Origin of the sequence: Paenibacillus amylolyticus (assembly GCF_050990605.1) — a bacterium.
Taxonomy (GTDB): Bacteria; Bacillota; Bacilli; order Paenibacillales; family Paenibacillaceae; genus Paenibacillus; species Paenibacillus amylolyticus_H.
On sequence record NZ_CP158832.1, the window covers coordinates 90849 to 115192 of the forward strand.

At 46.5% G+C, this 24344-nt stretch carries 20 protein-coding genes and 1 pseudogene; 14 read left to right on the top strand and 7 right to left on the bottom strand.

All coding sequences use genetic code 11. From position 1 onward, the window contains the following. Positions 1–95 precede the first annotated feature (95 nt). From ABTV53_RS00400 to ABTV53_RS00410, 3 genes are all read right to left on the bottom strand, one after another. Positions 96–779, bottom strand: coding sequence for an ABC transporter ATP-binding protein (locus tag ABTV53_RS00400; protein ID WP_433749407.1), 684 nt, complete (start codon positions 777–779; stop codon positions 96–98). After that, positions 779–1900, bottom strand: coding sequence for an ABC transporter permease (locus ABTV53_RS00405; protein ID WP_433749410.1), 1122 nt, complete (start codon positions 1898–1900; stop codon positions 779–781). The genes ABTV53_RS00400 and ABTV53_RS00405 overlap by 1 nt, the downstream gene beginning before the upstream one ends. A gap of 121 nt (positions 1901–2021) precedes the next feature. Further along, the gene (locus tag ABTV53_RS00410; protein WP_433749412.1) at positions 2022–2588 is read right to left on the bottom strand and encodes a TetR/AcrR family transcriptional regulator; all 567 of its coding nucleotides are present in this window, start codon (positions 2586–2588) and stop codon (positions 2022–2024) included. Positions 2589–2812: 224 nt separating this feature from the next. Between ABTV53_RS00410 and ABTV53_RS00415 the strand changes: the two genes are divergently transcribed. Continuing rightward, complete coding sequence (locus ABTV53_RS00415) at positions 2813–3619, top strand: hypothetical protein (RefSeq protein ID WP_433749414.1); 807 nt, start codon at positions 2813–2815, stop codon at positions 3617–3619. Positions 3620–3786: 167 nt separating this feature from the next. Here ABTV53_RS00415 and pdxA read toward each other — a convergent pair whose 3' ends face one another. The 4 genes from pdxA to ABTV53_RS00435 form a co-directional block, all read right to left on the bottom strand. Then, positions 3787–4788: a 4-hydroxythreonine-4-phosphate dehydrogenase PdxA gene (gene pdxA, locus ABTV53_RS00420; RefSeq protein ID WP_421895374.1), complete on the bottom strand. Its 1002-nt coding sequence runs from the start codon at positions 4786–4788 to the stop codon at positions 3787–3789. After that, entirely contained in the window at positions 4785–6080 is a 1296-nt protein-coding gene (locus tag ABTV53_RS00425; RefSeq protein ID WP_433749416.1) for a four-carbon acid sugar kinase family protein, read from the bottom strand. The genes pdxA and ABTV53_RS00425 overlap by 4 nt, the downstream gene beginning before the upstream one ends. Positions 6081–6173: 93 nt before the next feature. Continuing rightward, entirely contained in the window at positions 6174–7160 is a 987-nt protein-coding gene (locus tag ABTV53_RS00430; protein ID WP_433749419.1) for a 2-keto-3-deoxygluconate permease, read from the bottom strand. Positions 7161–7326: 166 nt separating this feature from the next. Further along, a complete protein-coding gene (locus ABTV53_RS00435) occupies positions 7327–9009 on the bottom strand; it encodes a PrpR N-terminal domain-containing protein (protein ID WP_433749422.1) in 1683 nt (560 codons plus the stop codon). Between the two features lie 225 nt (positions 9010–9234). Here ABTV53_RS00435 and ABTV53_RS00440 point away from each other — a divergent pair, with 225 nt between their 5' ends. From ABTV53_RS00440 to ABTV53_RS00500, 13 genes and pseudogenes are all read left to right on the top strand, one after another. Next, positions 9235–9453, top strand: coding sequence for a hypothetical protein (locus ABTV53_RS00440; RefSeq protein WP_433749425.1), 219 nt, complete (start codon positions 9235–9237; stop codon positions 9451–9453). Between the two features lie 116 nt (positions 9454–9569). Continuing rightward, a complete protein-coding gene (locus tag ABTV53_RS00445) occupies positions 9570–10268 on the top strand; it encodes a PspA/IM30 family protein (protein WP_433749427.1) in 699 nt (232 codons plus the stop codon). Positions 10269–10396: 128 nt separating this feature from the next. Beyond that, entirely contained in the window at positions 10397–11428 is a 1032-nt protein-coding gene (locus tag ABTV53_RS00450; RefSeq protein ID WP_433749429.1) for a TFIIB-type zinc ribbon-containing protein, read from the top strand. After that, positions 11425–12225, top strand: coding sequence for a TPM domain-containing protein (locus ABTV53_RS00455; protein ID WP_433749432.1), 801 nt, complete (start codon positions 11425–11427; stop codon positions 12223–12225). The genes ABTV53_RS00450 and ABTV53_RS00455 overlap by 4 nt, the downstream gene beginning before the upstream one ends. Before the next feature lie 47 nt (positions 12226–12272). After that, positions 12273–13298, top strand: coding sequence for an SPFH domain-containing protein (locus ABTV53_RS00460; protein WP_433749435.1), 1026 nt, complete (start codon positions 12273–12275; stop codon positions 13296–13298). A gap of 255 nt (positions 13299–13553) precedes the next feature. Next, the gene (locus ABTV53_RS00465; protein ID WP_074096683.1) at positions 13554–13781 is read left to right on the top strand and encodes a DUF896 domain-containing protein; all 228 of its coding nucleotides are present in this window, start codon (positions 13554–13556) and stop codon (positions 13779–13781) included. A gap of 148 nt (positions 13782–13929) precedes the next feature. Then, positions 13930–14886, top strand: a complete 957-nt coding sequence (locus ABTV53_RS00470) for a ring-cleaving dioxygenase (protein ID WP_433749438.1) — start codon at positions 13930–13932, stop codon at positions 14884–14886. Between the two features lie 198 nt (positions 14887–15084). Next, complete coding sequence (locus tag ABTV53_RS00475) at positions 15085–16173, top strand: low temperature requirement protein A (protein ID WP_433749441.1); 1089 nt, start codon at positions 15085–15087, stop codon at positions 16171–16173. Positions 16174–16668: 495 nt separating this feature from the next. Continuing rightward, positions 16669–19452: a glycoside hydrolase family 3 C-terminal domain-containing protein gene (locus ABTV53_RS00480; protein ID WP_433749444.1), complete on the top strand. Its 2784-nt coding sequence runs from the start codon at positions 16669–16671 to the stop codon at positions 19450–19452. Positions 19453–19595: 143 nt separating this feature from the next. Then, positions 19596–19787: a hypothetical protein gene (locus tag ABTV53_RS00485; RefSeq protein WP_062837718.1), complete on the top strand. Its 192-nt coding sequence runs from the start codon at positions 19596–19598 to the stop codon at positions 19785–19787. 450 nt (positions 19788–20237) lie between these two features. Then, the gene (locus tag ABTV53_RS00490; protein ID WP_433749447.1) at positions 20238–21008 is read left to right on the top strand and encodes a copper homeostasis protein CutC; all 771 of its coding nucleotides are present in this window, start codon (positions 20238–20240) and stop codon (positions 21006–21008) included. A 30-nt stretch (positions 21009–21038) separates the two neighbouring features. Continuing rightward, positions 21039–22520, top strand: coding sequence for an alpha-L-fucosidase (locus ABTV53_RS00495; RefSeq protein WP_433749450.1), 1482 nt, complete (start codon positions 21039–21041; stop codon positions 22518–22520). Further along, a pseudogene (locus tag ABTV53_RS00500) lies at positions 22501–24282 on the top strand (glycoside hydrolase family 35 protein). The gene ABTV53_RS00495 and the pseudogene ABTV53_RS00500 overlap by 20 nt, the downstream one beginning before the upstream one ends. The last annotated feature ends 62 nt before the right edge of the window (positions 24283–24344 follow it).

Below are 24344 nucleotides of genomic sequence, written 5' to 3' on the forward strand. Positions count from 1 at the left end.
CTAAACTCTATTTAACATGTTACTTTTCTGGATAGAAGCATTTTATAAAAGAAAGAATAGAGAAGAGCTATGGTATATTGTTCGATCAAATATATTCATGATTCGGATAATGTTAATCCTCCATCACTCATCCGGTATACTTTATCGCAATATTCAAGCATGCGCTCATCATGGGTAACCATAATGGCTGCTTTTTGACGCGACTTCACTTCTTGTGCGATTAGACTGACCACTTCATGAGCTCGTTTCGTATCTAAGCTTGCGGTCGGCTCATCCGCCAAAATGATGTTGGGATTATTCATTAAAGCACGAGCAATGGCTGTCCGTTGCTTCTCACCACCTGAAAGCTCTTCTGGAAAGCTTTTTAACTTCGAGCCCAGACCCAGCTCTTCCAGCAATTTAGTAGCAAACTCCTTATCCTCTTTTTTAATCGATCCCGACATCCGTTTTACAACAAGCAGTTGATCAAGAACATTTAAATAGGGAACCAAATTTGAAGATTGCATAATAAATCCAACTTCTTGCAGCCTTATATTAGATAGCTCTTTCTCCGTAAGCGTAGAGATATTATTTCCATTCAGTTGAACATCTCCTTCGGAGGCTTTAAGCATTGCTCCGGCAATAGATAAGAACGTACTTTTACCAGAACCGGAAGGTCCAACCACAGCAACAAACTCTCCCGGCTCCACTGATATGGATACATGATCGAGTGCCATGATTCGATGGTTTCCTTCGGCATAATACATGGTGACTTCTTTCATTTGCAGTCCCTTAACCATTATTCAACCCTCCCGAGCGCTTTGAGCGGATCAATCTTTGTAATTTTACGAACAGAAACCATCGAACTTAACATGGCGATAACTAACAATATAATGGAATACGTGAAGACAAGACTGGTTTCCAACTTGAATGGCATACCTTTTGGCATGATCGCTGCTGTCCCATAAGTCAGCAAGATCCCAATAACAATGCTAGTCAACGAAAGTACAAACACTTGCGATATAATGGTTTTGCCCAAGAACCTGTTACTGGCACCAATTGCTTTCATAATGCCGAACTGATTGGTCTTTTGCATCGTAATGACATAAAAGAATACGCCAAGCACAAATGCGGAGATGGCAAGTAGAAATGCAAGCATCATTAGAATAGTACCGTTCTCTTCTTTGTACCCTGGCATACCTTGCACAGCTTCGGCCCGGGTAACTGTATCAGCACTGGATAATTCTTTATTTATAACTTCTGAATCGATATTCTTTCCTTGTAACATGATCGCATTAACCGGTCCGGCAATTCCTTTATCTGAACCTGGAGCCGCGAAGGCAATCTTCCGCCATTCGGTCATTGGGGTAAATACGGACGCAACGTGGTTATACGTCTGATTCTCTACATATCCGATAATCGTTAATGATTCTGTTGTTCCATCCAGTTGGAAGGTGTCCCCGATGTGATAGCCCTCATCTTTCATTGTCGAATTCACCACGACACCCGTAGGATTGTCGGAAGACAGGCTTTCACCTTCTACAATAGCTGGTTCCAGGAAGCTGCCCGGGTTAATTCCGATAATCGCGATATCCATTTTATCTTCATTCTTGGTACTGGCTTCTTTCATTGCTGTTGCCATCGTACTTCCCATGGGTGCAGCAGCATCCACATGTGTCAGTTGTTCTGCCTTCGCAACCAATTGATCTGACAGCAGCGACTTGCTCATAGAAGACTGTGACCCTTCTTCAAAGATGACATAATCAGCCTTCATGGTCTTGAATGTTGACGCAGCTAGTGTAGATAAACCGTTCCCCAGACCGGATAAAATAAATACCAACCAAGCCATGAGTACAAAAATAATGATAATCATCAAAAACTTCATTTTGTTATGCATTAATTCCTTCATCGCTAGAAACATGACCTTCTCAACTCCTTCTCTCTCTTTTTGACACTTGTGTCAAATTAGATGTACGACCGCGCAGTCCTCCTCATTAAACGATATAAATGACACATGTGTCAAATTAAATCCAAGAACACCGTTAGCTCTTGGCTCCTCCAATCCACATTTGAAACAACAGTTTCCCCCAATCAGGCGTAGGGATATTCAGCATGTTAGGTGTATTGATTAAGTTGAAGAAAACACCAACAAGTACAGGTAGAGGGATATCTTGCCGCAGGGATTGATTCTGTTGTGCACGTTCAAACAAGCGTGATAATTGAATTTTAAGGGTTGTATGTGCTTCCTCAATAAATTCGAGATCTCTCGCTGCTGCGGAAGAATTAGTTGTATTAATTTTGCTTGCATCTCCCAGAAGTTGGTGGAGCGTCGATTCTTCTGCGTAAATCAGAAGCAGCTGCTCAAGAGCATCCATGGGATCAGTCTCATCAACGGCTAATGAATTCTCCAACACGGTTGCTATTACACGCTTCATACAAGCAGCAACAATCTCTTCTTTATTAGAGTAATACTGATATATCGTGCTTCGGGCTCCAGATAGATGCTGAGAGAGCAGTTTGAGATGAAAGCCATCATAGCCGTGCTCAAGCACTAGTTTTTTGGTCATATCCAGCAATTCTGTTTCAGTAAATGATTGTTTTCTACCCATCAGAAATCTCTTCCTTTTTATCTATAAAATCTGTACTGCATTATTGCAACATTGTATGCGTGTAACTTCGGATTTCACTGATTTCTATTCAGTCTAGCATAACATATCATACAAGATTCATTGCTATCTCCATCAGGGTAAAAAATAATCACTTCCCATAATGCCTATAACATGCAACAAAGGAGTGAAGACGAATCATTTATAACTCAGCACCTTATATACTTATGTTAGGTATTTTTATCGTTATTTTGGATGGACTATGGATTGTGGAGACGGTCGATTCCTATGATATCTACCCTGGATCAGCATGGGTTCTCTTGGCAATCGGACTATGCTTGATGATGTTCGCTTATAGTATGATTCAGCATAAACGGAAGCGAGAGACTCGAACGAAGGACGAAGTTCAAGAAATACAGGATGAGAGGACGCCTACGCAGCGCTTCGTGAACCGAATGTGGAAAAAACGAGAGGCTGTGGGTGGCAAAATAATTTTATTTCTCTTAATCATCCATGCAGTTATCGCGGTCTTTCATCTCGGTGTGGCTTTACGTATGCTGCAGATCAGCATATTTGTCGGCATGATTACCTTCTCATTCTTCTACATTCTGAATGATGACAGGGGAGATCTGAAGGAGCAAGAGGAGGATTTGAAGCCTCAAAGTCAATTCATGCAGACCTTTATGCGTCTGATCGATTACAGGCAACACCCTTTCAGCTTAGGGCTTCTTGTGTTTCTAATTATTGTGCTGACGTTTCTGATTACAAAATGGTTCGGGTGGGAGCTCAGTTTGGAGACTGGGGGTAATCCGCGCTATGTCATGAGTTTACCTGCATCTACCTTTATACTATCGGGTTTAACCGTTGCTTGCGGACTGATCTATATTAATCAGCATTGTGATTTTTTGGGACTGCGCCAAACCGAACAGGGCGCGTACAGGTTGTTTCAGATTCATTTCTATGAACTTATTGCTTGTGGAGCTTCTTTTTTCATCTGGCTGGGAATTATTATCCTAAGTTGGATTTTTGCTTAAAGGGTTGAGTTAGATACGATGATGAAGATAAGTGCATGTTCCCTTGAGACAGGTATGTATGGTGACATGCAGAAAGGCAAACCCTCTAATGAAGAGTGGGTTTGCCTTTTTTTCTCGTCTATAAAGCTGCATGTAGATAAGGTGAATGCTGCTATGTGAAACGCCAATTACACCAGATTCTTCGGCGCCAGCTCAATGGCAGAGCGGATGGCAGCCAGCATACTTTTATCATCGGCGATATTTTTGCCAGCGATATCAAAGGCTGTACCGTGGTCGACAGACGTACGGATGATGCCACCTTTCAGACCGACGGTGATGTTTACACCTTCCTCGATACCCATTACCTTGATCGGTGCATGGCCTTGGTCGTGGTAGCAGGCAACAACGATATCGAAGTCACCGCGACCAGCGCGGAAGAAGAGTGTGTCCGCCGGGAGTGGACCAACGACGTTAATGCCTTCCTGCTGCGCACGCTCAATGCCGGGCTGCAGTTTCTCTTCTTCTTCTCCATTACCGAACAAGCCGTTCTCTCCGGCATGAGGATTGATTCCGCATACGGCTACGCGCGGATTCTCAAAGCCTGCTTTTTTCAGCGTATCATGAGCAAGCTTCACAACGGTGTAGGTTCTTTCGGGGTTGATACTTGCAATGGCATCGATCAGACCCATGTGTGTAGTCAGGTGAATAACGCGCAGGTTCGGCGTCGTCAGCATCATTGAGAAGTCCTGCGTATCCGTCAGATCCGCCAGAATCTCGGTATGTCCCGGATACAGGTGCCCGCCCTGGTGCAGAGCTTCTTTGTTCAAAGGCGCCGTGCAGATGGAGTGAATCTGCTGCTTTTTGGCAAGATCAATGGCTTTGGCGAGAAATTGGAATGCTGCATCCCCAGCTACGGCAGATACTTTACCGTATTCCAGATCCGCTGGAACGAGATTCAGATCGATCACATCTACAGTACCGAATTCGTATTTGGCTTCGGAAGGCTCTTGAATAGCATGGACGTTCAGCGTTGATCCGATAACCGGCAGCACGCGCTCCAGAATCTTCGCATCACCAATCACGAGTGGGTTGCACTGATCATACATCTCTTGGTGACCCAGTGCTTTCATAATAATCTCCGGTCCGATACCTGCTGCGTCGCCCATTGTAATTCCGATTGTAGGTTTCATACGAGAATACCCCCTTTTAATTTTTGAATCGCATGGATAAAGACATCGGGTTTACCGAATCCGCCTGCTTTGGTAATCACGTGCAGATCATCAATGCCTATAAACTTGGAGATCGGCACGCCGATTTCAAGCTCATCCAGCAGCTCGAAGCCGCTAATATTCCATTTCAGACAGATTTGTTTTGCCGTATCGCCGCCAGTCATGGATACCCCATTGAAAAGTCCCTCTTCCAGCAGTCTGGCACAGATCTCACCCATCGAGAGTACAATTTGGTTGCTGACTTCCGTGTGATTGAGACCGCGAATTTCGCCCGTTGCCCGTGCCAGTTCAATATCCACTTGTTCAGCGGTGGAGTAGAGGACAACATCTTGTCCTGCCAGCGCTTTGTCTCGGACCTCATTAAAGACACGTTCCATCTCTTCCGCGCGGTCTGCGGTTGCGGATACTGCCTTGAAGGAATGGAAGGAGACGGAAGCCACGCGGGACTTGCGCATCAAGCGATGCAGCTGCTCACGGGAGTTTTTGTTCACGCTGCCTACTACCGTGAGGATTGGACCGGAATTCTCCGGGATATCAAGTGAAGCAGCCTTGGATTCCAACGCGTAATGCGCGGGGAGGTAATTGGCGATACCCGCCGAACCTGCCCAAGTAAAGGTATACTCCAACTCGCGGGTCATCTGTAAAATGAGTTCCAGATGGCTTTCTTCGGTGGAGTCCACCATCACATACGGAATGTTATTTGTTTTTAAATGTTCCAGCTTGGTACGAATATGATTCTGCCCGGCTTCCAGATCTGCGACGGTGATCACGCCAACTTCGTACTTGGTCTGTTGTTTCAACAAGTCCGGAAGGTAGGAAATCGTAACAGGTGTCTTCGGATCATGGGCAATTTCAGTATCGGCCAGCGGAACGCCGTTCAGGTAATGAATTCCTTCCAATATCGTCCGGTTATTTTTGGGATAACCCGGAGCAATCATCATAAAGTCCGGCTTCACGACATCATATACAGCATCAATCTCAATGCCGATATTGCCGCGCATGGTGGAGTCCATTTTTTTGAAAATCGTCTCAAATCCATTGTTCGTTAGCAATTCAGCAGCCCGATATACACGATCATACGCTTCCTGCGGGGATATGGAACGACTATCTGTATCAAAGACGACAGCATCGTATCGTGTAAGAGGTTCTTCATTCATATTAAAAAGAACACTGGTCTTCAAGCCATGGCGAGCAAGCTGCACCCCGCTGTCATTGGCACCGGTCAAATCATCTGCAATAATGGCTAATTTCATGCAGTCATCCCTCCTTGTAAGCAAAATTTCATAAACAGTCCGTTCAGATCATCAATAGTACAGATTAAGCATACCGGATCAGGTGATAACCATTTAGGTGGTTGGTCGTTGATTGTATTTCTCGACGCCCCCTGATTTCTCCAGTCGTTTGGAAAGGAACCCGATGAAGATGGGTAACAGGATAGCTGTCGTAACAACACTCGCCGCAATTTGCACAGTAGCAATCTCGGCAATCGGGCCAAATGAAGCGTTGGCAGCGACAATGGCAGCAGGTGTACCTACCGCATTCCCGGCTGTTGAACCTTCGGAAGCACCAACAATAGGATTCCAGCCAATGGCTTTGAACAACAGATATCCGATTCCGCCTGTGAGAAGCACGGTCAGAACACCAAGCACAATACCACCAAGCCCACCTTGGATGATCGAGGAGAAGTTGATTCCCATACCCAGTGAGAAGGCGAAGAATGGAACAAGTTTATCGCTCCCTTTGTGTAGCCACTCCGCCAGATTACGGTCCAGATTACCAATAATGACACCAACGATGAGCGGAAGCAATACAGCAACGAATGCCATAGGAGAGAACATGCCGTTCGCAAAGCCCATTGCACCGAAGATGGAGAGCGCTACCATGGTTAGGAATGGACCATCGCTGAGCGCAAGGAACGGATAGGCTGCTTTGTCATCTTCCTTACCGTATTGACCAGCGAGTGCAATGTATAATCCGCCGTTGGAGTTAGTCATTGCAGCAATAATGGCAAGTGGGGCAAGACCCAGGAATAATCCGCTTGAGTCAGCAAATAGAATGGCAACGAGACCGAGTGCTGCACCGATCGCCCACTTGATGACAAGCAAGGTGACCCCCTTGCCGACCGATGCTCCTGCTGTTTTGAAGGTGATCTGTGTACCGGCAATTAAAAGGAACAGCGCAATCAACGTACTGGCACTGTTAACGAAGAGGGCTTCCGTGAAACCGCCAATGCGCAGGGCATTCGGGAAGAATGTATTGATGGTTGCACCAAGTAACAAGGGAACGACCATCATACCGCCAGGGATGCGATCTAAAGTTGCTTTAATGTTCATAGTAGTAGCTCCTTATGAAGTAATCGTTTTTATGAAGCGCTTGCAGGGATTATGTTATCCCATATCGTTTAATATAGCAACAATTAATTATTGCAAATTTTAAATACTTGCTCAATTGTTTAAAAATGCAACACATTAAGGCGATAAAAAAGACGCAAACTTAAAGTTAATCTTTAAGTTTACGCCATAATGTGGCCCTGTTAATCCCCAGACGCTCTGCCGCCTTCGATTGATTGTTATTTTCCTCCTGAAGCACGATCTGAATCACTTCTTTCTCGATCTCCTTCAGCGTACCGTTCAACTTCATTGGGCTTGAAGAAGGTTCCTGATCGAGCAAGCGGGATAAGGTAGCCGTGGTGATTACATATTCCTGTTCATTAAGTGCAGCCTGCTTGATCAGATGTTTCAGCTGGTTGACATTCATATGTGTAATCTGTTCTTGGATCAGCTGTAGCGCCTCTTCTTTTATTCTCACCGCAGTAGTTCCGTATTTGTGGTAGTACCCCGTAAGGAAATGCTGCATCAGTGGAGCCAGATCCTCTGGTCTATCTGCAAGATTAGGCATCATGATCGTATTAAGCTTCAAATCGAGTGACCAATGGGGATTTATTACCTGTTTCCCGAGGATAAACACCCCAATTTGGCTTTGAAGGCAGCTCTGGATAAAGGAGAGCAACTCCGGATCTTCCATACGTGTTTCCACGTGGTTAATTTCTACATTTCTAACTTTGGCGAGTGGTATCTTGTGCAAATGACCGGGAGGCACTTGCGAGAGATCAATCTGTAATAAAAGTCCACCACCGGAGTACATCTGATGAATATGTTTGACCAGAAAAGATTTACCGGAATCCGCTTCACCGAGCAGATAGATCGGTTCATGATTCTCATAGAGTGCTCGAATGTTCTTCAATACCATCTGCATGGCAGGGGATTCGGCAACGATGGGCTCCATCGATGCGTCCGTGAACGTTGTTATGCCGAATTGTGCAAAGGCATAGGGTTGTCCTTTTTCCAGCATATATACCTTGTAGTTCTTGTTGTCCAGGGTCGTTTCATAGGCGTTGACCGTGAGCTGATAATCGTCCACCATGAACACATTTTGGATCTGGGATTGATGGAATTCCAGACTGGTGTTGGTCAGATAAAGGTGATTATCGGTCAGCGGATTTTTCTCAAAATCAGTCAGGTTCTCGAATACGACTTCATTTCGTTCATTTAAAATAAGCAAATTCGGATGTTCCTGTGTAACCAGGTCATTCAGTATGATCGATATCGCATGATTTTTGCTCAAATAACGGTAGACCAACTGCGCATCCTCCATGGCTCTAAGGATGGATTCCTGGCCGGATTGAATTAATAATCCTTCCAGACCATAAGTTTTCGCGGTGTTGACGGTGATCACATCTCCGACAATCTGTCTGTACCCGGAAGCTTTCAACTCCAAGAGCAATCGCGCCACATCTTCCGAGCTATGTATGGTATAGACCTTAAGGGGCAGATCCATCAGATCTATAATGGATTGTGCACCAGAGGTGATATTGGAGAAGCCCACGATGGCCGTCTGGCCGTTAAACTGGCTTGCCAGGGTAAGGGAACGAATCATATCATAACCCGATAACTGCACATCGATGACGGGAATGGTCACGGCTTTTTTAATCAATTGGGCGGTTCCGCCGCGGCTGATGATAATCTCTGCCCCATTTTTCTCAGCTTGGGTTGCTAGCTCCACGCCGTTCGCCAAGTCGCCCACGTCTGTCTGAATGGTTAACTGGGGAAAACGGGGAATGCACTCTTGTATAATAGGAATCATCGATTCGTAGGGAGCAATAAAGTGAACTCGTGTACGCATAATTTTCCTGCCTTTATCGAAAACTTTGATCCCCTTATTATAGCCAACTTGCGAAGGAATGGCACCTATGGTGGGACAGGTCACTGTTAGGTGTGCCAAATGCCTGTGTGGGATGTCGCCTAACTCTCCCGTGAAATGTGATGAAGTGCACTGAATCGATTCGTTAACTATTTAAAAATTAATGCATAATTGCCACGATAAATATAGAGAAATGAGGAGTTTTATATGGGAGACATTCATAAAGTAGCTGAGCCAGATCACATCATTAAGGATGTTGTCGGAAAGTTCCCGTGCAGGACGCTGTGGAGTGAAGGCCGTCCATGTCTGGAGTATCAGCGGGAAGAAGAGTTAGCCGAGATCGAAGAATACGTGCGCATGATGTATCACGTTGAACTATTGGATGTGTTCTTCACAGCGGTGGAGAGCCTTCCGGTTGAACCTTAGATTAGATAGGGATTTGCATCATATGGACTCCACTTGCCAACGTGAAATGTGAAACGTATGTCGCCTTATTCATGTATTATAGTATACATATGAACTTTTCGGAGGAGGAACACGTAATGGGAATCTTATCGAGGTTTAGAGACGTGATGAAGGCCAATGTGAACCACATGTTGTCTCGGGCGGAAGACCCGGAGAAAAGCGTGAATGAGTATATGCGCAGTCTGAGCAGTGATCTGGGGCAGGTAAAAGCGGAGACGACGGCGGTGTTGTCAGATGAGAGCCGGGCGAAGCGAGCATTGGATGAGTGCAGTGCCGAGGTTAAGAAATTGCAGCGGTATGCAGAGAAGTCGGGAGACGAAGACAAGGCACGTGGTTTTCTGGAGAAGAAAGTGAAGCTGGCTGACAAATTGAGCGAATTACAGGCTGCCTATGAACGTGCTTCTGCCAAAGCCAAGATGATGAAGCATATGAACGATAAGCTCGTTGCCGATCTGGGGCAATTGGAAGCACGACATGCAGAGCTGAAAGGTCGCATGGCAGATGCGAAAGCACAGCAACAGGCCAACGAACGGAATGCATCTGCGGGCAGGGCTGATGCTGCATTGAAGGCCATGGAAGACAAGGCGAACCAGGCGTTGAACGAAGCAGAGGCTTTGGCAGAACTTCGTGCAGGGGCACAGGAAGATGATCTGGATGAATTAATTGCCCAGCTTGAGAGGGACATGAACGCGGATGCGGGTAATAATGAACATGCGTCGCCAAGTGCGGAGGAAGAACTCGCAGCGATTCAGGAAAAGCTGAAGAAGCAGAGCTAAAAGCTTTCTGAAAGAAAGCTGCATCGGAACCAGACACTTCGCCCTTAAGAGCGATCGGAAGGTTGTTCTGCCAGCGAAGTTATACAGGGTCAATTAGAATCATATTTCGTTAACATTGAGGTGAGCAGATGCCGGTTATTGAATATAAGTGTCCCAACTGCGGCAGTGGCATGATCTTTGACAGTGTGTCAGGGGCATTATCCTGTCCCAGCTGTGGCCGTCAGGACAACATAGAGCAGATCCCAGATCCTTTGAAGAGACAAGTGTTCACGGAAAATGAGGTCAAGGAATACCACTGTAACAGCTGCGGAGCTGACATTGTTACGGAGCCGGAGACCAGTGCGACGACATGTAGTTTCTGCGGTGCGGCGGTTGTACTCAGTGATCGGCTGACGGGCAATCTGGCCCCTGCGATGGTGATTCCCTTTTCCATAAACAAGGATCAAGCCAAGCAGGCTTTCAAAAAATGGTGCAAAAACGGCCTGTTAACGCCAAGTGGCTTTATGTCTGCCGATCGGATTCAGAGCATTACCGGCATGTACGTGCCGTTCTGGTTGTACGAGTTACATAACAAAATCGAAGTGCATGGTCGTGGCACCAAGGTCAGATCCTACACCCAGGGCGACTACCATTACACGGAAACACAGCATTTCGATATATACCGCCGGATTCGGCTGAATTACGTGAATCTGCCCATCGATGCATCGGAGAAAATGAAGGATGAACTGATGGATAAGCTGGAGCCATTCCCATATAATCAGCTGAAATTGTTCAAGACCCCGTATCTGGCAGGGTACATTGCGGAAAAATACAGTTATACGGACGAGGAACTTTTCCCACGGGCCAAGGAAAAGACGAGATCTTACATTGATTCTTATATTGCTTCAACCGTATCCGGTTATAGCAGCGTGAGCTACACCGACAAGCAGATTGACACTACGCTCAAAAATGCAGACTATGTGCTGCTCCCGGTGTGGATGGTCAATTATGACTACAATCGTGCACAGTACACGTTTGCCATGAATGGTCAGACAGGTAAGGTGGTCGGCAAACCGCCGATCAGCAAAGCCAAAGTGGCCGGATGGTTCGCAGGAGTTTCTGCTGTCTCGTTGCTGTCACTGAAGCTGGTTTCCTGGATGATGGGAGGTGGATTCTTATGATAAAAAGAACCCCTCTGGCCGTGATGGCTACGCTCATTTTACTTATGATCACCCTTGTTGCCCCGTTGATTCCCATGTCATCGGCATCCGCAGCGGAGAGCAAAAATCTCATCTACGATGAGGCCAACCTGCTGAGTGAGCAGGAGAAGAGTGAATTGAATCTACTTGCGAATCAGTATGGCACGGAACGGCAGACGGACTTTGTTATTTTGACAACAAATAATATAGAGAATCAGGATGTTGTGCTTTTAACAGAAGATTTTTATGATAAGCAGGGGCTAGGGTACGATAAGAAGTTTGGTAATGCTGTCATTTTAACGATGGATATGAATAATCGCGAAGTGTATCTGGCTGGATTTTATAAGGCAAAAGAATATTTGAGTGATCAGCGGCTTGATGCTATCCGTAACCGAATTACCTCTGAATTGTCCAGTGGAGATTATAAACTCGCATTTGAGAAATATATTGAGCTCTCTTACAAATATATGGGGTATGAACCTGGTGTGAATCCGAACAATATTTTGTTCAACGGTTGGTTTCAGTTGGGAGTATCCGTAGTACTGGGCGGTATTGTTGTAGGCATGATGACTTATCGTTCCGGAGGACGTGTCACGGTCAATCGTGCGACTTATGAGGATTCAAGCAATTCCAGTGTAATTGATCGTCAGGATCGATATATCCGTACCACCGTAACCAAGCGCAAAATTGAGAAGAATAATAACAATGGTGGCGGAGGCGGCGGTGGAGGTACATCGCGAGGCGGTCATTCACACAGTGGAAGCAGAGGGTCGTTTTAGTAACGGATTAATCGGAGCACGTTTATATAGAAGGGATGGAAGCGAATATGGGATTTTTCAGAAATCAATTTTCGAATGTGGTGGAATGGGAAGAGTTCAGAGATGACATGATATTTTGGAAGTGGAGCAACCGGGAGATCAAGAAGGGCAGTAAACTTATCATCCGTTCGGGTCAGGACGCGATCTTCCTGAATAACGGTAAAGTGGAAGGGATTTTCGAGGACGAAGGATCGTTTAATATCGATTCCGAGATCATTCCGTTTCTTTCGACCTTAAAAGGATTCAAATTCGGATTCAACAGCGGCATGCGGGTCGAGGTATTGTTTGTAAATACCAAAGAGTTCACTGTGCGGTGGGGCACGCAAAGCCCCGTATTGATTCCGACACCACAACTGCCGGGCGGGATGCCGATCCGGGCCAACGGAACATTTAACTTCAAAGTGAGTGACTATGTGACCCTGATTGATAAGATTGCAGGCATCAAGCAGAGTTATCTGGTGGAGGATGTCAAAATCCGAATTACTTCCGTGCTGGATCAGCTTCTAATGAAGTGGATCAGCCGTGAAGGGAAGGATATGTTCAACCTGCAAGCCAATGCATCCGATATTGCCAAAGGGATTCAGGAAGATCTGGATATGCAGATGATGGACATCGGCATTGGGATTACCGGTTTCCAGGTGATGAGCTTCAATTATCCGAAAGAGATTCAGGATATGATTACGAAGACCGCTTCGCATGAGATGATTGGTAATCTGCAAAAGTATCAGCAGGTCAGCATGACAGACGGCATCTCATCCGGTAAAGTACAGGGCGGCGGCGCAGCTTCGGATATGGCGGGCATGATGATGGGCATGAACATGGCCAATGAAATGATGAAGAACATGAACCAGAACAATAATGCCAATTCGTCTCAGAATCAGAACGCCGACCAGAAGCCAGCGGGCAATAACAACGGTGATTCAGGTAACTCTTCCTCTACAGAGGGCAACAAGAAGCCTAACTTCTGTCCGAACTGTGGAGCCAAAAATGAAGGAGCCAACTTCTGTCCAAACTGTGGTCAAAAGCTGGGCTAATAAAATGAATACATGTAGGGATAGTTCAGCAATGGTTGTGATATTGCGGGAGCTATCTCTTTTTGTTTCGATTTCTAGTTAAAGCAATATGATGTAAGGTGGGGGAGCAAGTTCATTTATTTTAGTTTAGATAAAACAGTTGACAACGAATCACAAATCATTTATCTTTAACTTAAGATATTTAATTTGAATATAAATAACAAACAAAAACAAACCAAATATCTTTAATCCATTACATGAGGAGCGATCAAGATGATGATCCCAACATTGACCAGAATAAACGAACTTTCAAGAAAAGCCAAAGAGGGCGGATTGACGGAGATGGAGAAAGAGGAACAGGTTCGTCTTCGCCAGGAATATCTGCAAACTTTTCGTGGTTCGGTCAACGACATTCTGCTGAATGCAACCATCTATGATCCAAACGGCGATGACGTGACTCCTGATAAATTGAAACAAGAACAGGCCAATCAAAATAAAAACTAGCATATCATTCGCCATGATATATATCTTAATTTAAAGATAATACAAATTACTATAAATGAATCAACGATCTAAACTATCCCATTTATCAAATGATCTCTAACACCTACTCAATTCAAAACATGCTTACCAAACCAAGGAGGAATTAATCATGACTATTCAAACAGCAGGTATTCACCATATTACAGCTTTCGCAGGAGATCCACAGGCCAACGTTGATTTTTATGCCGGAGTTCTGGGACTTCGTCTCGTGAAAAAAACAATCAACTTCGATGCACCTGATGTATATCATCTGTACTTTGGAGACGAACATGGAAGCCCGGGTACCATCATTACCTTCTTCCCATCAGCTGGATCACCACGAGGCAAAATTGGCGGAGGTCAGGTCGGCATCACTTCCTATGTCATTCCTCCTGGGTCGATTGGCTTCTGGCAGAATCGGCTGGAACAGTATAACATTGAGGTAACCAAAACAACTCGCTTCAATGAAGAGCTGCTTCAATTCGAAGATAGCGAAGGCCTGCGGCTTGAGCTTGTAGAACGGGAAGAGGGAGCAAACAGCACTTGGGCACACGAAGGAATTCCAACAGATCAAGCGATTAAAGGCTTCGGTGGTGCTGTCCTGTTCAGTGTTAATCCGCAAAGAACGATGGATGCCCTTGAGAAAATCTTAGGATTCGTCAGAGTCAGTGAAAATGAAGAGTATGTGCGTTTCCGGTCAAGCGGGGATATCGGTAATGTTGTAGATGTTCCAGTGACCCGCATGGCTTTGGGGATGGGCGGCGCAGGAACTGTGCACCATATTGCATGGCGCGCCAAAGACGATGAGGAGCATGCACAGTGGAGTGAAGCTGTACGCGATTACGGGTATCAACCGACTCCAGTTCGGGATCGTCAGTACTTTAACGCAATCTACTTCAGAGAAGCGGGAGGCATTCTGTTCGAAATTGCTACAGATCCTCCGGGCTTTGCCAAAGATGAACCTGCTGATTCGCTGGGACAAAAATTGATGCTGCCAGAGTGGTTCGAGAAATACCGCCCTCAGATTGAGGACAATCTGCAACCAATCGTGGTAAGAACGCTCGTACCTGCTACAACTGCGAAATAAATTACTATATAGATTAAACTATCCATTTACACAATAACGAAGAGGACAGAAGAAAACTGAAAAAGCGAAGCGTTCGCCTTTATCCCCGGATTTTCCCTTGAGAAAAGGGAATCGAAAAAATCTGGGGATAACAGCGATTGGAAGGTTATTCTGTCATCGAAGTGTATGTGTAAATGAAAATCAAAGGAGCAACGAAGGATGATGGAGAAAAAGGTTACCTGGCTGGAGCTGTTCTACGATCTGCTCTTTGTAGCAGCAGTCTCCAAAGCGGGTCATGTCTTGTTACATGCCGAACACGGAGTAATTACGTTTGAATACTTAATGAAGTTTGTACTCATTTTCATCCCTGTTTGGTGGGCATGGGTTGGTCAGACCTTGTTTATTAACCGCTATGGTCAAGACATCCTGATCCATAGAATATTCCTCATCCTTCAGCTCCTGTCCGTAATGGTCATGACGGCGAGTCTCTCTACCCATTTTGACCAGTACTACCTGTCCTTCTTCGTAGGTTATATCGGTTCACGGGCGTTTACGGCCATTCAGTATCTGACGGTTCACAAGTCGAAAAGCGAGTATCAGCAGAAAGCAGCCCGGTACTTGGGCATCTGTTTCCTCATTGGAATATTGATCTCATCGGGCTCATTATTCTTCGATTCCTGGCTGCGCTACTTGATTTTGTATGTGGGGATTGCCGTGGATATTGTGCTTCCGCTGATCGGACGTAAAAATCTGGTGAAAGTACCGGTTCAAACCCATCACTTGTTGGAACGTTTCGCGCTCTTTACACTCATCCTGCTGGGTGAATCAGTGGTGAGCATTATTGCTGTACTGCAAGCCGATCATTGGGATATGAAATCCATCCTGTTTGCCGCTTTTACAGCCATCTTTGTCATTGCGATGTGGTGGCAGTACTTCGATAACGTGGAGAAAAAGGTCAGCAAAGAGATTCAGACTGCCGGGCAAGCGATCATATACGGCCATCTGTTCATTTACATCTCCATGAGTATGATTGCTGCGTCCATTCAGCTGTTATATCAGAATCAGTTAAACTATGTGTTCATGCTAGGGTTTGTATTTGGATCAACGCTGTTGTATTTCTTGTCGACTACCCTTGTGTTCCATCGTTACAGACACGCACATCTGCGGCTAGGCCCGCGTCATCTGGCGGTAATGGTAGGGTTGCTTGTGGCATTTGTTCTTGTGGATCTGGTCTACCAGGTTCCGGGATATGTCATCATGGGCGAAGAGATGTTGTTCTTCCTGGTGTATGCGAAACTTACGACGTGATATAGTGATCTAAAATGGAGAAAAGTCACGGACAGCAGGTGTCCGTGGCTTTTTGTTATGCCACTGATCGTGGACAAGCCTTAATAATATAAATTAGGCACAAATCTAGTTTAATTTCTGCGATAGAATCTGTTAATATGAGACTAGGTACAAGTGAATCTACCAGATCATAGAATATCTTTTATATAAAATGAGTGTACGTTTTGTTATATAAAAATTGAACTAAACATTTACACGAAACGGAGAGGACAGAAAAAACCTGAAGAAGCGAAAGCGTTCGCCTAAAAGCTTTCTGAAAGAAAGCTGCATCGGAAGCATACGCTATCCCCGGATTTCCCCATATAAGAGGGATTCATAAAATCTGGGGATAACAGCGATCGGAAGGTTATTCTGTCATCGGAGTGTCCAGTGGAAATATTCTTTAGTTCAATTTATATAGTTCATTTTATATATAGCGATTCGTAGGTATGGGGATGACAATCAGGAGGGAAATCATTGAGCACACATCAAATTGGAGTTCCATTGGAAGGGTTTGCAGAGTTTAGTCGTATCGTTGCCGCAGAAGGAGCCGTTTTACTTAGAAATGAAGGGCAAGTGCTTCCGCTTCGCGAAAACGAAAACGTTTCAGTTTTTGGTCGAATTCAAGTCAATTATTATCGCAGTGGCACAGGTTCAGGCGGTAGTGTTCATGTGGCGTACACAACCAATCTGCTGGATGGTCTGCGCAGCAAAAAGAATATTACCGTGAATGAAGAGCTGGCAGCGGTCTATGAGAAGTGGATTGAGGAAAATCCATTTGATGATGGCGGAAAAGTATGGGCTGCCGAGCCGTGGAATCAGAAAGAAATGCCTTTGACGGATGAACTGGTTGCACAAGCCAGAAGCAAGTCTAGCAAAGCCATTATTGTAATTGGACGTACAGCAGGAGAAGACCAGGATAATGCGGATGCGCCAGGAAGTTACCAACTGACAGAAGATGAGAAAGCGATGTTGAAGCAAGTCACTTCGCAATTTGAACACACGATCGTTGTGCTGAATGTCTCGAATATCATCGACATGAGCTGGTTAAACGAAACGTATCTACATCCGATCCAAGGCGTAATTTACTCTTGGCATGGCGGTATGGAGGGCGGTAACGCGATTGCTGATGTGCTGGCGGGAGACGTTACACCAAGCGGTAAACTGACAGATACGATTGCATATTCCATTGAAGATTATCCTTCAACCAGCAACTACGGTAATGAGTTCAAGAACCTGTATCAGGAAGATATCTATGTAGGTTATCGATATTTCGAAACGTTTCGACCTGAGCGTGTTCAGTTTGAATTCGGTTACGGCCTGTCTTATACGACGTTTTTGGTCCAGCATGAAGAAGCAAAATCAGTGTCCAAAGATGGCAAAACCTACATTGAAGTTCGTGTAAATGTGACCAACTCAGGTACAACATATGCGGGCAAAGAAGTTGTGCAGGTCTATTATGAAGCACCACAAGGCAAACTGGGACAACCGGTGAAGGCATTGGTGGCTTTCGGTAAAACAGGATTGTTGCAGCCGGGCGAGTCTGAACTGCTGACGATCAGCTTCCCGATCCATGACATGGCATCCTATGATGATGCGGGCGTTACAGGTCATGCTTCCGCATACGTTCTGGAAGAAGGCACATATCGACTGCATGTAGGAACCAGTGTGAAACAAGTGCAGCACGTTAGCATCGATGGCCAGGATGGATATGTGATTGAATCCCTTCAATTGGTGGAGCAACTGCAGGAAGCAATGGCGCCAACTGAAGATTTTACACGGATGAAACCAGGTGCGCGCAAGGAAGATGGATCTTATGAACTGATTTATACAGAAGTACCGAAACGTAAGATATCCATGGCAAAACGGATTGAAGAGAATCTCCCGCAAACGCTGGAGCAGACGGGCAACCAAGGCTACAAGCTGAGTGACGTTAAGGCTGGCAAAGTGAGCCTGGAAACCTTCATCGCTCAACTGAGTGATCAGGATCTGGCGGCGATTATCCGTGGCGAAGGCATGAGCAGCCCGCTCGTTACTTCGGGAACGGCATCTGCATTTGGTGGTGTCAGCGACAGCTTGTTCAATTACGGTATTCCGGTAGCATGTACGGCAGATGGCCCGTCCGGTATTCGTATGGATAGTGGAGAGAAAGCAACACAGGTATCCATTGGTACGTTGCTTGCCGCGACATGGAACAAGGATCTCGTTGAAGAATTGTATGTGATGGAGGGACAGGAGCTGCTGAGAAATCAGGTAGATACTCTGCTCGGACCTGGACTGAATATCCGCCGGAGCCCGCTCAATGGCCGGAACTTTGAGTACTTCTCTGAAGATCCACTGATCTCGGGTGTATTTGCCGCAGCATGTACGAAAGGGATTATGAAGGGTGGTTCCAATGCTACACTGAAACACTTTGCCTGCAACAACCAGGAGAAACACCGTAGCAAAGTAGATGCCGTTGTCTCCGAACGTGCACTGCGTGAAATTTACCTGAAAGGGTTCGAAATCGCAGTCAAAGAAGGCGGAGCGAACTCCATCATGACCTCCTACAACCCGGTTAATGGACACTGGGCAGCATCCAATTACGACCTGAACACCACAATTCTGCGCGGTGAATGGAATTTCGAGGGGATCGTAATGACCGACTGGTGGGCCATTATGAACGATGTGACCGAAGGGGGAGAGGCTGATCGCAAATACACGAACTGGATGATTCGTGCGCAGAATGATCTCTACATGGTTGTACCGAACTACGGCGCAGAGATCAATGGCTGGGACGACAACACAATTGAATCTTTGGAAAATGGAACATTGACTCGTGGAGAGCTGCAACGCTCGGCAATCAACATCTGCAAGTTCATCATGAACGCACCGGTGTCCGGCAGAAAACACGAGATCGTGGAGAATGTCGCTTCGTTCCAAGCAAATACATCTCTATCGGTTGCACAAGCTCAGGCGTTGGTTGAGAACGCACAGGTGAAACCTGCGGTAGCTGAACCTGTCTACATGAAAGTGGACGAGGCTGGCCATTACCGGATTATCGTACAGATCATGTCCCCAGAGCCGGAACTGGCTCAAAGTGCATGTAACCTGCTCCTGAATGATCAGTTGGTAACTACCATTCAAACGAATGGTACAGAAGGCAAATGGATCAGACAGAAGCTTGTCAAAGTAGATCTTGAAGCAGGACTGTATGAATTGAAACTGGACTTCACGAAACCGGGTCTCCAGATTGATTGGATCGAATTCAAGCAGGTGTAGAAGAGATCCAAACCAGAATATGTTGTTGAATTGGCAAAGGACACTGCTCGCGGTGTCCTTTGTTGTAACGCGGAATAGCTACTGTTATGATAGTGTTAGGGAATTTGAAGTTCTGAACAATGGGGTCAGGGGTGTTGCCAAGAATGAGAAATTATAACTTTTTGAGTCCAATCCTGCTGGTTGTGGTGGCGCTGATTGTAAGAGGCCTGGTGACTAACCTGGGAGTTCTTTTCGGGTTATCACAAGAAGTGGCAAGTAATATTGCCATGATAGCCATGATCATTGCTGCACTGATCATGTTTAATCGAATGACGAAGGCTCGGCGTAAAAAATAGAAAAAGCTCGGATAACCAGAAAGTTATCGGAGACATGAAGACACCCTTGGGGTGTCTTTTTTTGTATTGACGTTCTGAACCTAACGTTTTAGACTATTGCTAATCGATAATAACATTGTAAATAACAAAAATAACAAAATAAATCAAGCAAATAACAGGATGTCCGTTACACTCTCTATTTGTTAGCCCATTCCGGTTCCGAGAGGAGAATCCACTCATGAAGATCATTGCTGACAAACAATATATCTTTCAGGAAGGTCAGCCTGTTCGGATTGCGTTCTGGAAATTGACCGTCGCCCATAGTGATGAAGAAGGACCGCAGGAGCGCTGAGGAAGCGTTCAGTCGGTCCTTTATGTCATGGATCAGGCTGGATGCAGTTCGAATGATGGGTATCCATACGGCTTAACGGTGCTGGAATAATCTACGATGAAGTGAAGGGAGCAATCCTTATGGGAAGACAGCCTGTACTGGAAGTCATTGCTGTGGATGTGGAAGATGCCAAGGCAGCTGAGGAGGGAGGGGCCGATCGAATTGAGCTGGTGTCTGCGATGTCCGAGGGTGGCCTTACCCCCAGTTATGGTGTCATGGAGCAAGTAGTATCCCAAGTCTCCATCCCGGTGTATGTCATGATCCGTCCCCATAGTCGCTCGTTCCGCTATAGCGCAGATGACATCGACGCCATGACCCGGGATATCCACGTGGCGAAGGAACTTGGGGCCGCTGGCATCGTGATTGGTGCTCTTACAGAAGAAGGTGAGGTGGACCTTCTATCCTTGCAATCCTGTATGGTCGAAGCTGAAGGGTTGGGCGTTACATTTCATCGGGCGATTGATGTGAGCGCAAGCCTGACAGAGGCGCTCAAGGCCATCAACACATGGGGCAACGTGGAGCGTGTGCTTACATCGGGAGGGAGACGGACGGCGCCTGAAGCCATACTGGAACTGAAACAGCTTCAGGAACTGGGGCAAACCTTAAACATCGCTGTCATGGCAGGGGCGGGGGTCATCATAGAGGGGATTCAGAAGCTAGTGAGTCAGACGGGGATCACGGAGATCCATATGGGATCAGGCGTACGCCGTGAAGGAAGCTTCGACCATCCTGCAGATTCGCAGCTTATCGCTCGAGCCAAGCAGCAGTTATTGCTTGCATCACAGCGATTCATGAACAGTAGTGCAATGCGTAGTGGTCCAATCAATAGTGATATTGGTCCAGTGATATAGGAATGCACGAAATAAAAGGAGTGATACGCCATGAATAAAGAACTGCAATCAGCCGAATGGATCAAGTCCGCAGCACAGGTCAGCCCATCGGAACGCCAGTTAAGATGGCAGGAGATGGAGTTCTATGCGTTTATTCATTTTACGGTAAATACATTCACCGATCGGGAATGGGGCACTGGGGAGGAAGACCCTGCTATCTTCAATCCTTCTGAACTGAGCGCAGCGCAATGGGTGCAGGCGTGCAAGGCCGCCGGGATGAAGGGGCTGATTTTGACGTGTAAGCATCATGATGGATTTTGTTTGTGGCCAAGCCAGTTTACAGCGCATACGGTTGCAGCCAGTCCATGGAGAAACGGTGCGGGGGATTTGGTTCAGGAAGTCGCCAATGCCTGCCGTGAGGGTGGATTGAAGTTTGGCGTGTACCTGTCTCCTTGGGATCGGCATGAATCCACTTATGGAGATTCCGAGAGATATAACCAATTTTTCCTCCATCAGTTACGCGAGCTGCTTACGAATTATGGCGACATCTTCTGTGTATGGTTCGACGGGGCATGCGGAGAAGGGCCAAATGGCAAAAGGCAGGTCTATGACTGGGACGCCTATTATGCGCTTATTCGTGAACTACAGCCCGAAGCGGTCATCTCGGTATGCGGCCCGGATGTTCGCTGGTGTGGCAATGAGGCGGGGCATACGCGGGAATCGGAATGGAGCGTTGTGCCAGCGCATATGCAGGATAATGAGAAGATTCAGGAACAATCACAGCAGGTGGATGATGGTGAGTTTGCCACAAGAATTAATACGCAGGACAGTGATTTGGGAAGTCGAGAGGTCATTTGTTCCCAAGTTGACCAACTGATCTGGTACCCTGCCGAGGTGAATACCTCGATTCGCCCAGGATGGTTCTATCATGCAAGTGAAGATGATCAGGTCAAAACATTGGAAGAACTGCTCGCTGTCTATTACGGCGCAGTAGGGGGCAATGCCACTTTTTTACTCAATCTGCCACCGGATACGCGTGGTCTCATTCACGAACGGGATGTGGAGCGACTACAGGAATTGGGAGCTTCGCTGCGCACCATTTTTCAGGAAAATTTGTCCTTGCAGGCGCTGGTAAAAGCATCGGAGACGATGGATGAACAACATGACGTATCGGAGGTACTGACGGAAAGACGGGATACGTACTGGTGCCCGCATGAAGGAACGGAGCAGGCTTGGGTCGAGCTGGATTTGCAGGAGGAACGTTCATTCGACCGGGTGGTGCTGATGGAACATATCCAGACAGGCCAACGGATTGAGCGTTTTACACTGGAGTCACAGAGGGCAGATGGTGGTTGGGAAGCGTTCTATACGGGGACGGTAGTGGGGTATAAACGAATTTGCTGTTTCCCACAGGTCACATCGAGAAGGATGCGAGTAACCATTCATGAATCCAGATGGTATCCTGCGTTGTCCGGGTTAGGCATATATCTGAGCGAGCGGGGAGGGCTGTCAAATGGCGTTGCTAACGTATAAAGGTTCACAATTCATGTATGATGGTGAGCCCCTTCAGATTTTGTCGGGTGCGATTCATTATTTCAGAGTGGTCCCCGAATATTGGGAGGATCGGCTACTCAAGCTGAAAGCCTGCGGTTTCAATACAGTGGAAACGTATGTGCCGTGGAATGTTCATGAGCCGCAGCCTGGGCAATATTGTTTTGAAGGCATGGCAGATCTGGAACGGTTTATTCGCATGGCGGGAGAAGTGGGTCTTCATGTGATTGTTCGCCCAAGTCCTTACATATGTGCCGAGTGGGAGTTTGGCGGATTGCCTTATTGGCTGCTGGCTGATGATGAGATTCGTCTGTGATGTAATAATGTGAAATTTCTGGCGAATGTGGATCGATATTATGATGTGCTTTTGCCCAAATTAAAACCCCTTCTTAGCACCCATGGCGGGCCGATTATTGCAATGCAGATTGAAAATGAATACGGCAGCTTCGGCAATGATGCGAGTTACCTGCAATATTTACGTGATGGCATGGTGGAGCGCGGTATGGATGTGTTGTTATTTACCTCCGACGGACCGACGGACCCTATGCTGCAAGCGGGATCGGTGCCGGGGCATCTGGCTACGGTCAATTTTGGATCAGGAACAGAAGGGGCGTTCGCCAAGCTGCGTGAATATCAGGCGGAAGAACCACTGATGTGCATGGAATATTGGAACGGCTGGTTCGACCACTGGGGAGAGTTGCATCATACCCGGGAAGCCGCGGATGTGGCTGGGGTGTTTGAGGAGATGCTTCGGGCAGGAGCTTCGGTTAACTTTTATATGTTCCATGGGGGAACGAACTTTGGATTCTATAACGGGGCGAACTGTCAGCAGAAGGATCAATACGAACCAACGATTACAAGTTACGACTATGATTCACTGCTCAGTGAATCCGGGGAGCCGACAGCAAAATTCCACGCGGTGCGTGATCTTATTGCTCGGTATAGCGACAACAGTCTGGGTGAGCTTGTGCTGCCAGAATCGAAGGGGACTATCGCCTATGGGCGCGTGGAGTTGAACCAGCAGGCTGCATTACTGGCCCAGTTGGACCGGATATCCGTCCCGTTACAGCGTACGAATCCGGAACCAATGGAGAAATTGGGTCAGGATTATGGATTTATTTGTTATCAAACCCGGATATCCGGACCCAGGGAGCGACAGGAACTGGTGGTTCAGGAGGTACGTGATCGTGCACTTGTGTTTGTTAATGGGCAGTTTCAGGGTGTGCTGGAACGCGGAAATACCGCATTTTCGATTTCCTTTGAAGTCCCTCCGGAGGGTGCAGATCTATTGATCCTTGTGGAAAATATGGGGCGAATTAATTATGGTCCGTACCTGAGAGATCCAAAGGGGATTACGGAGGGAGTGCGACATGGCTTTCAATTTTTATATGATTGGACGATTCATTGTCTGCCCTTAACCGATCTGTCGGGTCTAAAATTTAACGAGCCCTCTTCGGCAGGGGATGAAGAAGGAGAGAGACCGGGGGAAGGGCCAGCCTTTTACCGGGGAAGTTTTCAAGTCATGGGGGTAAGAGATACTTTTCTGCGACTGGATAACTGGACCAAGGGAGTTGTATTTGTAAACGGATTCAATCTGGGTCGCTACTGGAATAAAGGACCGCAAAAAACGTTGTATGTACCTGCCCCGCTTCTTCGTGAAGGTGATAATGAAATCATCGTATTCGAGCTTCATCAGACGTCTGAACTGGCCGTAACGTTCGTGGATACACCGGATTTGGGCTAGGAAAAGGAAAATAGGTGAGCCAAACGATTATTGAGAATTGTCGTGTCCGCCGGAAAAAGGTA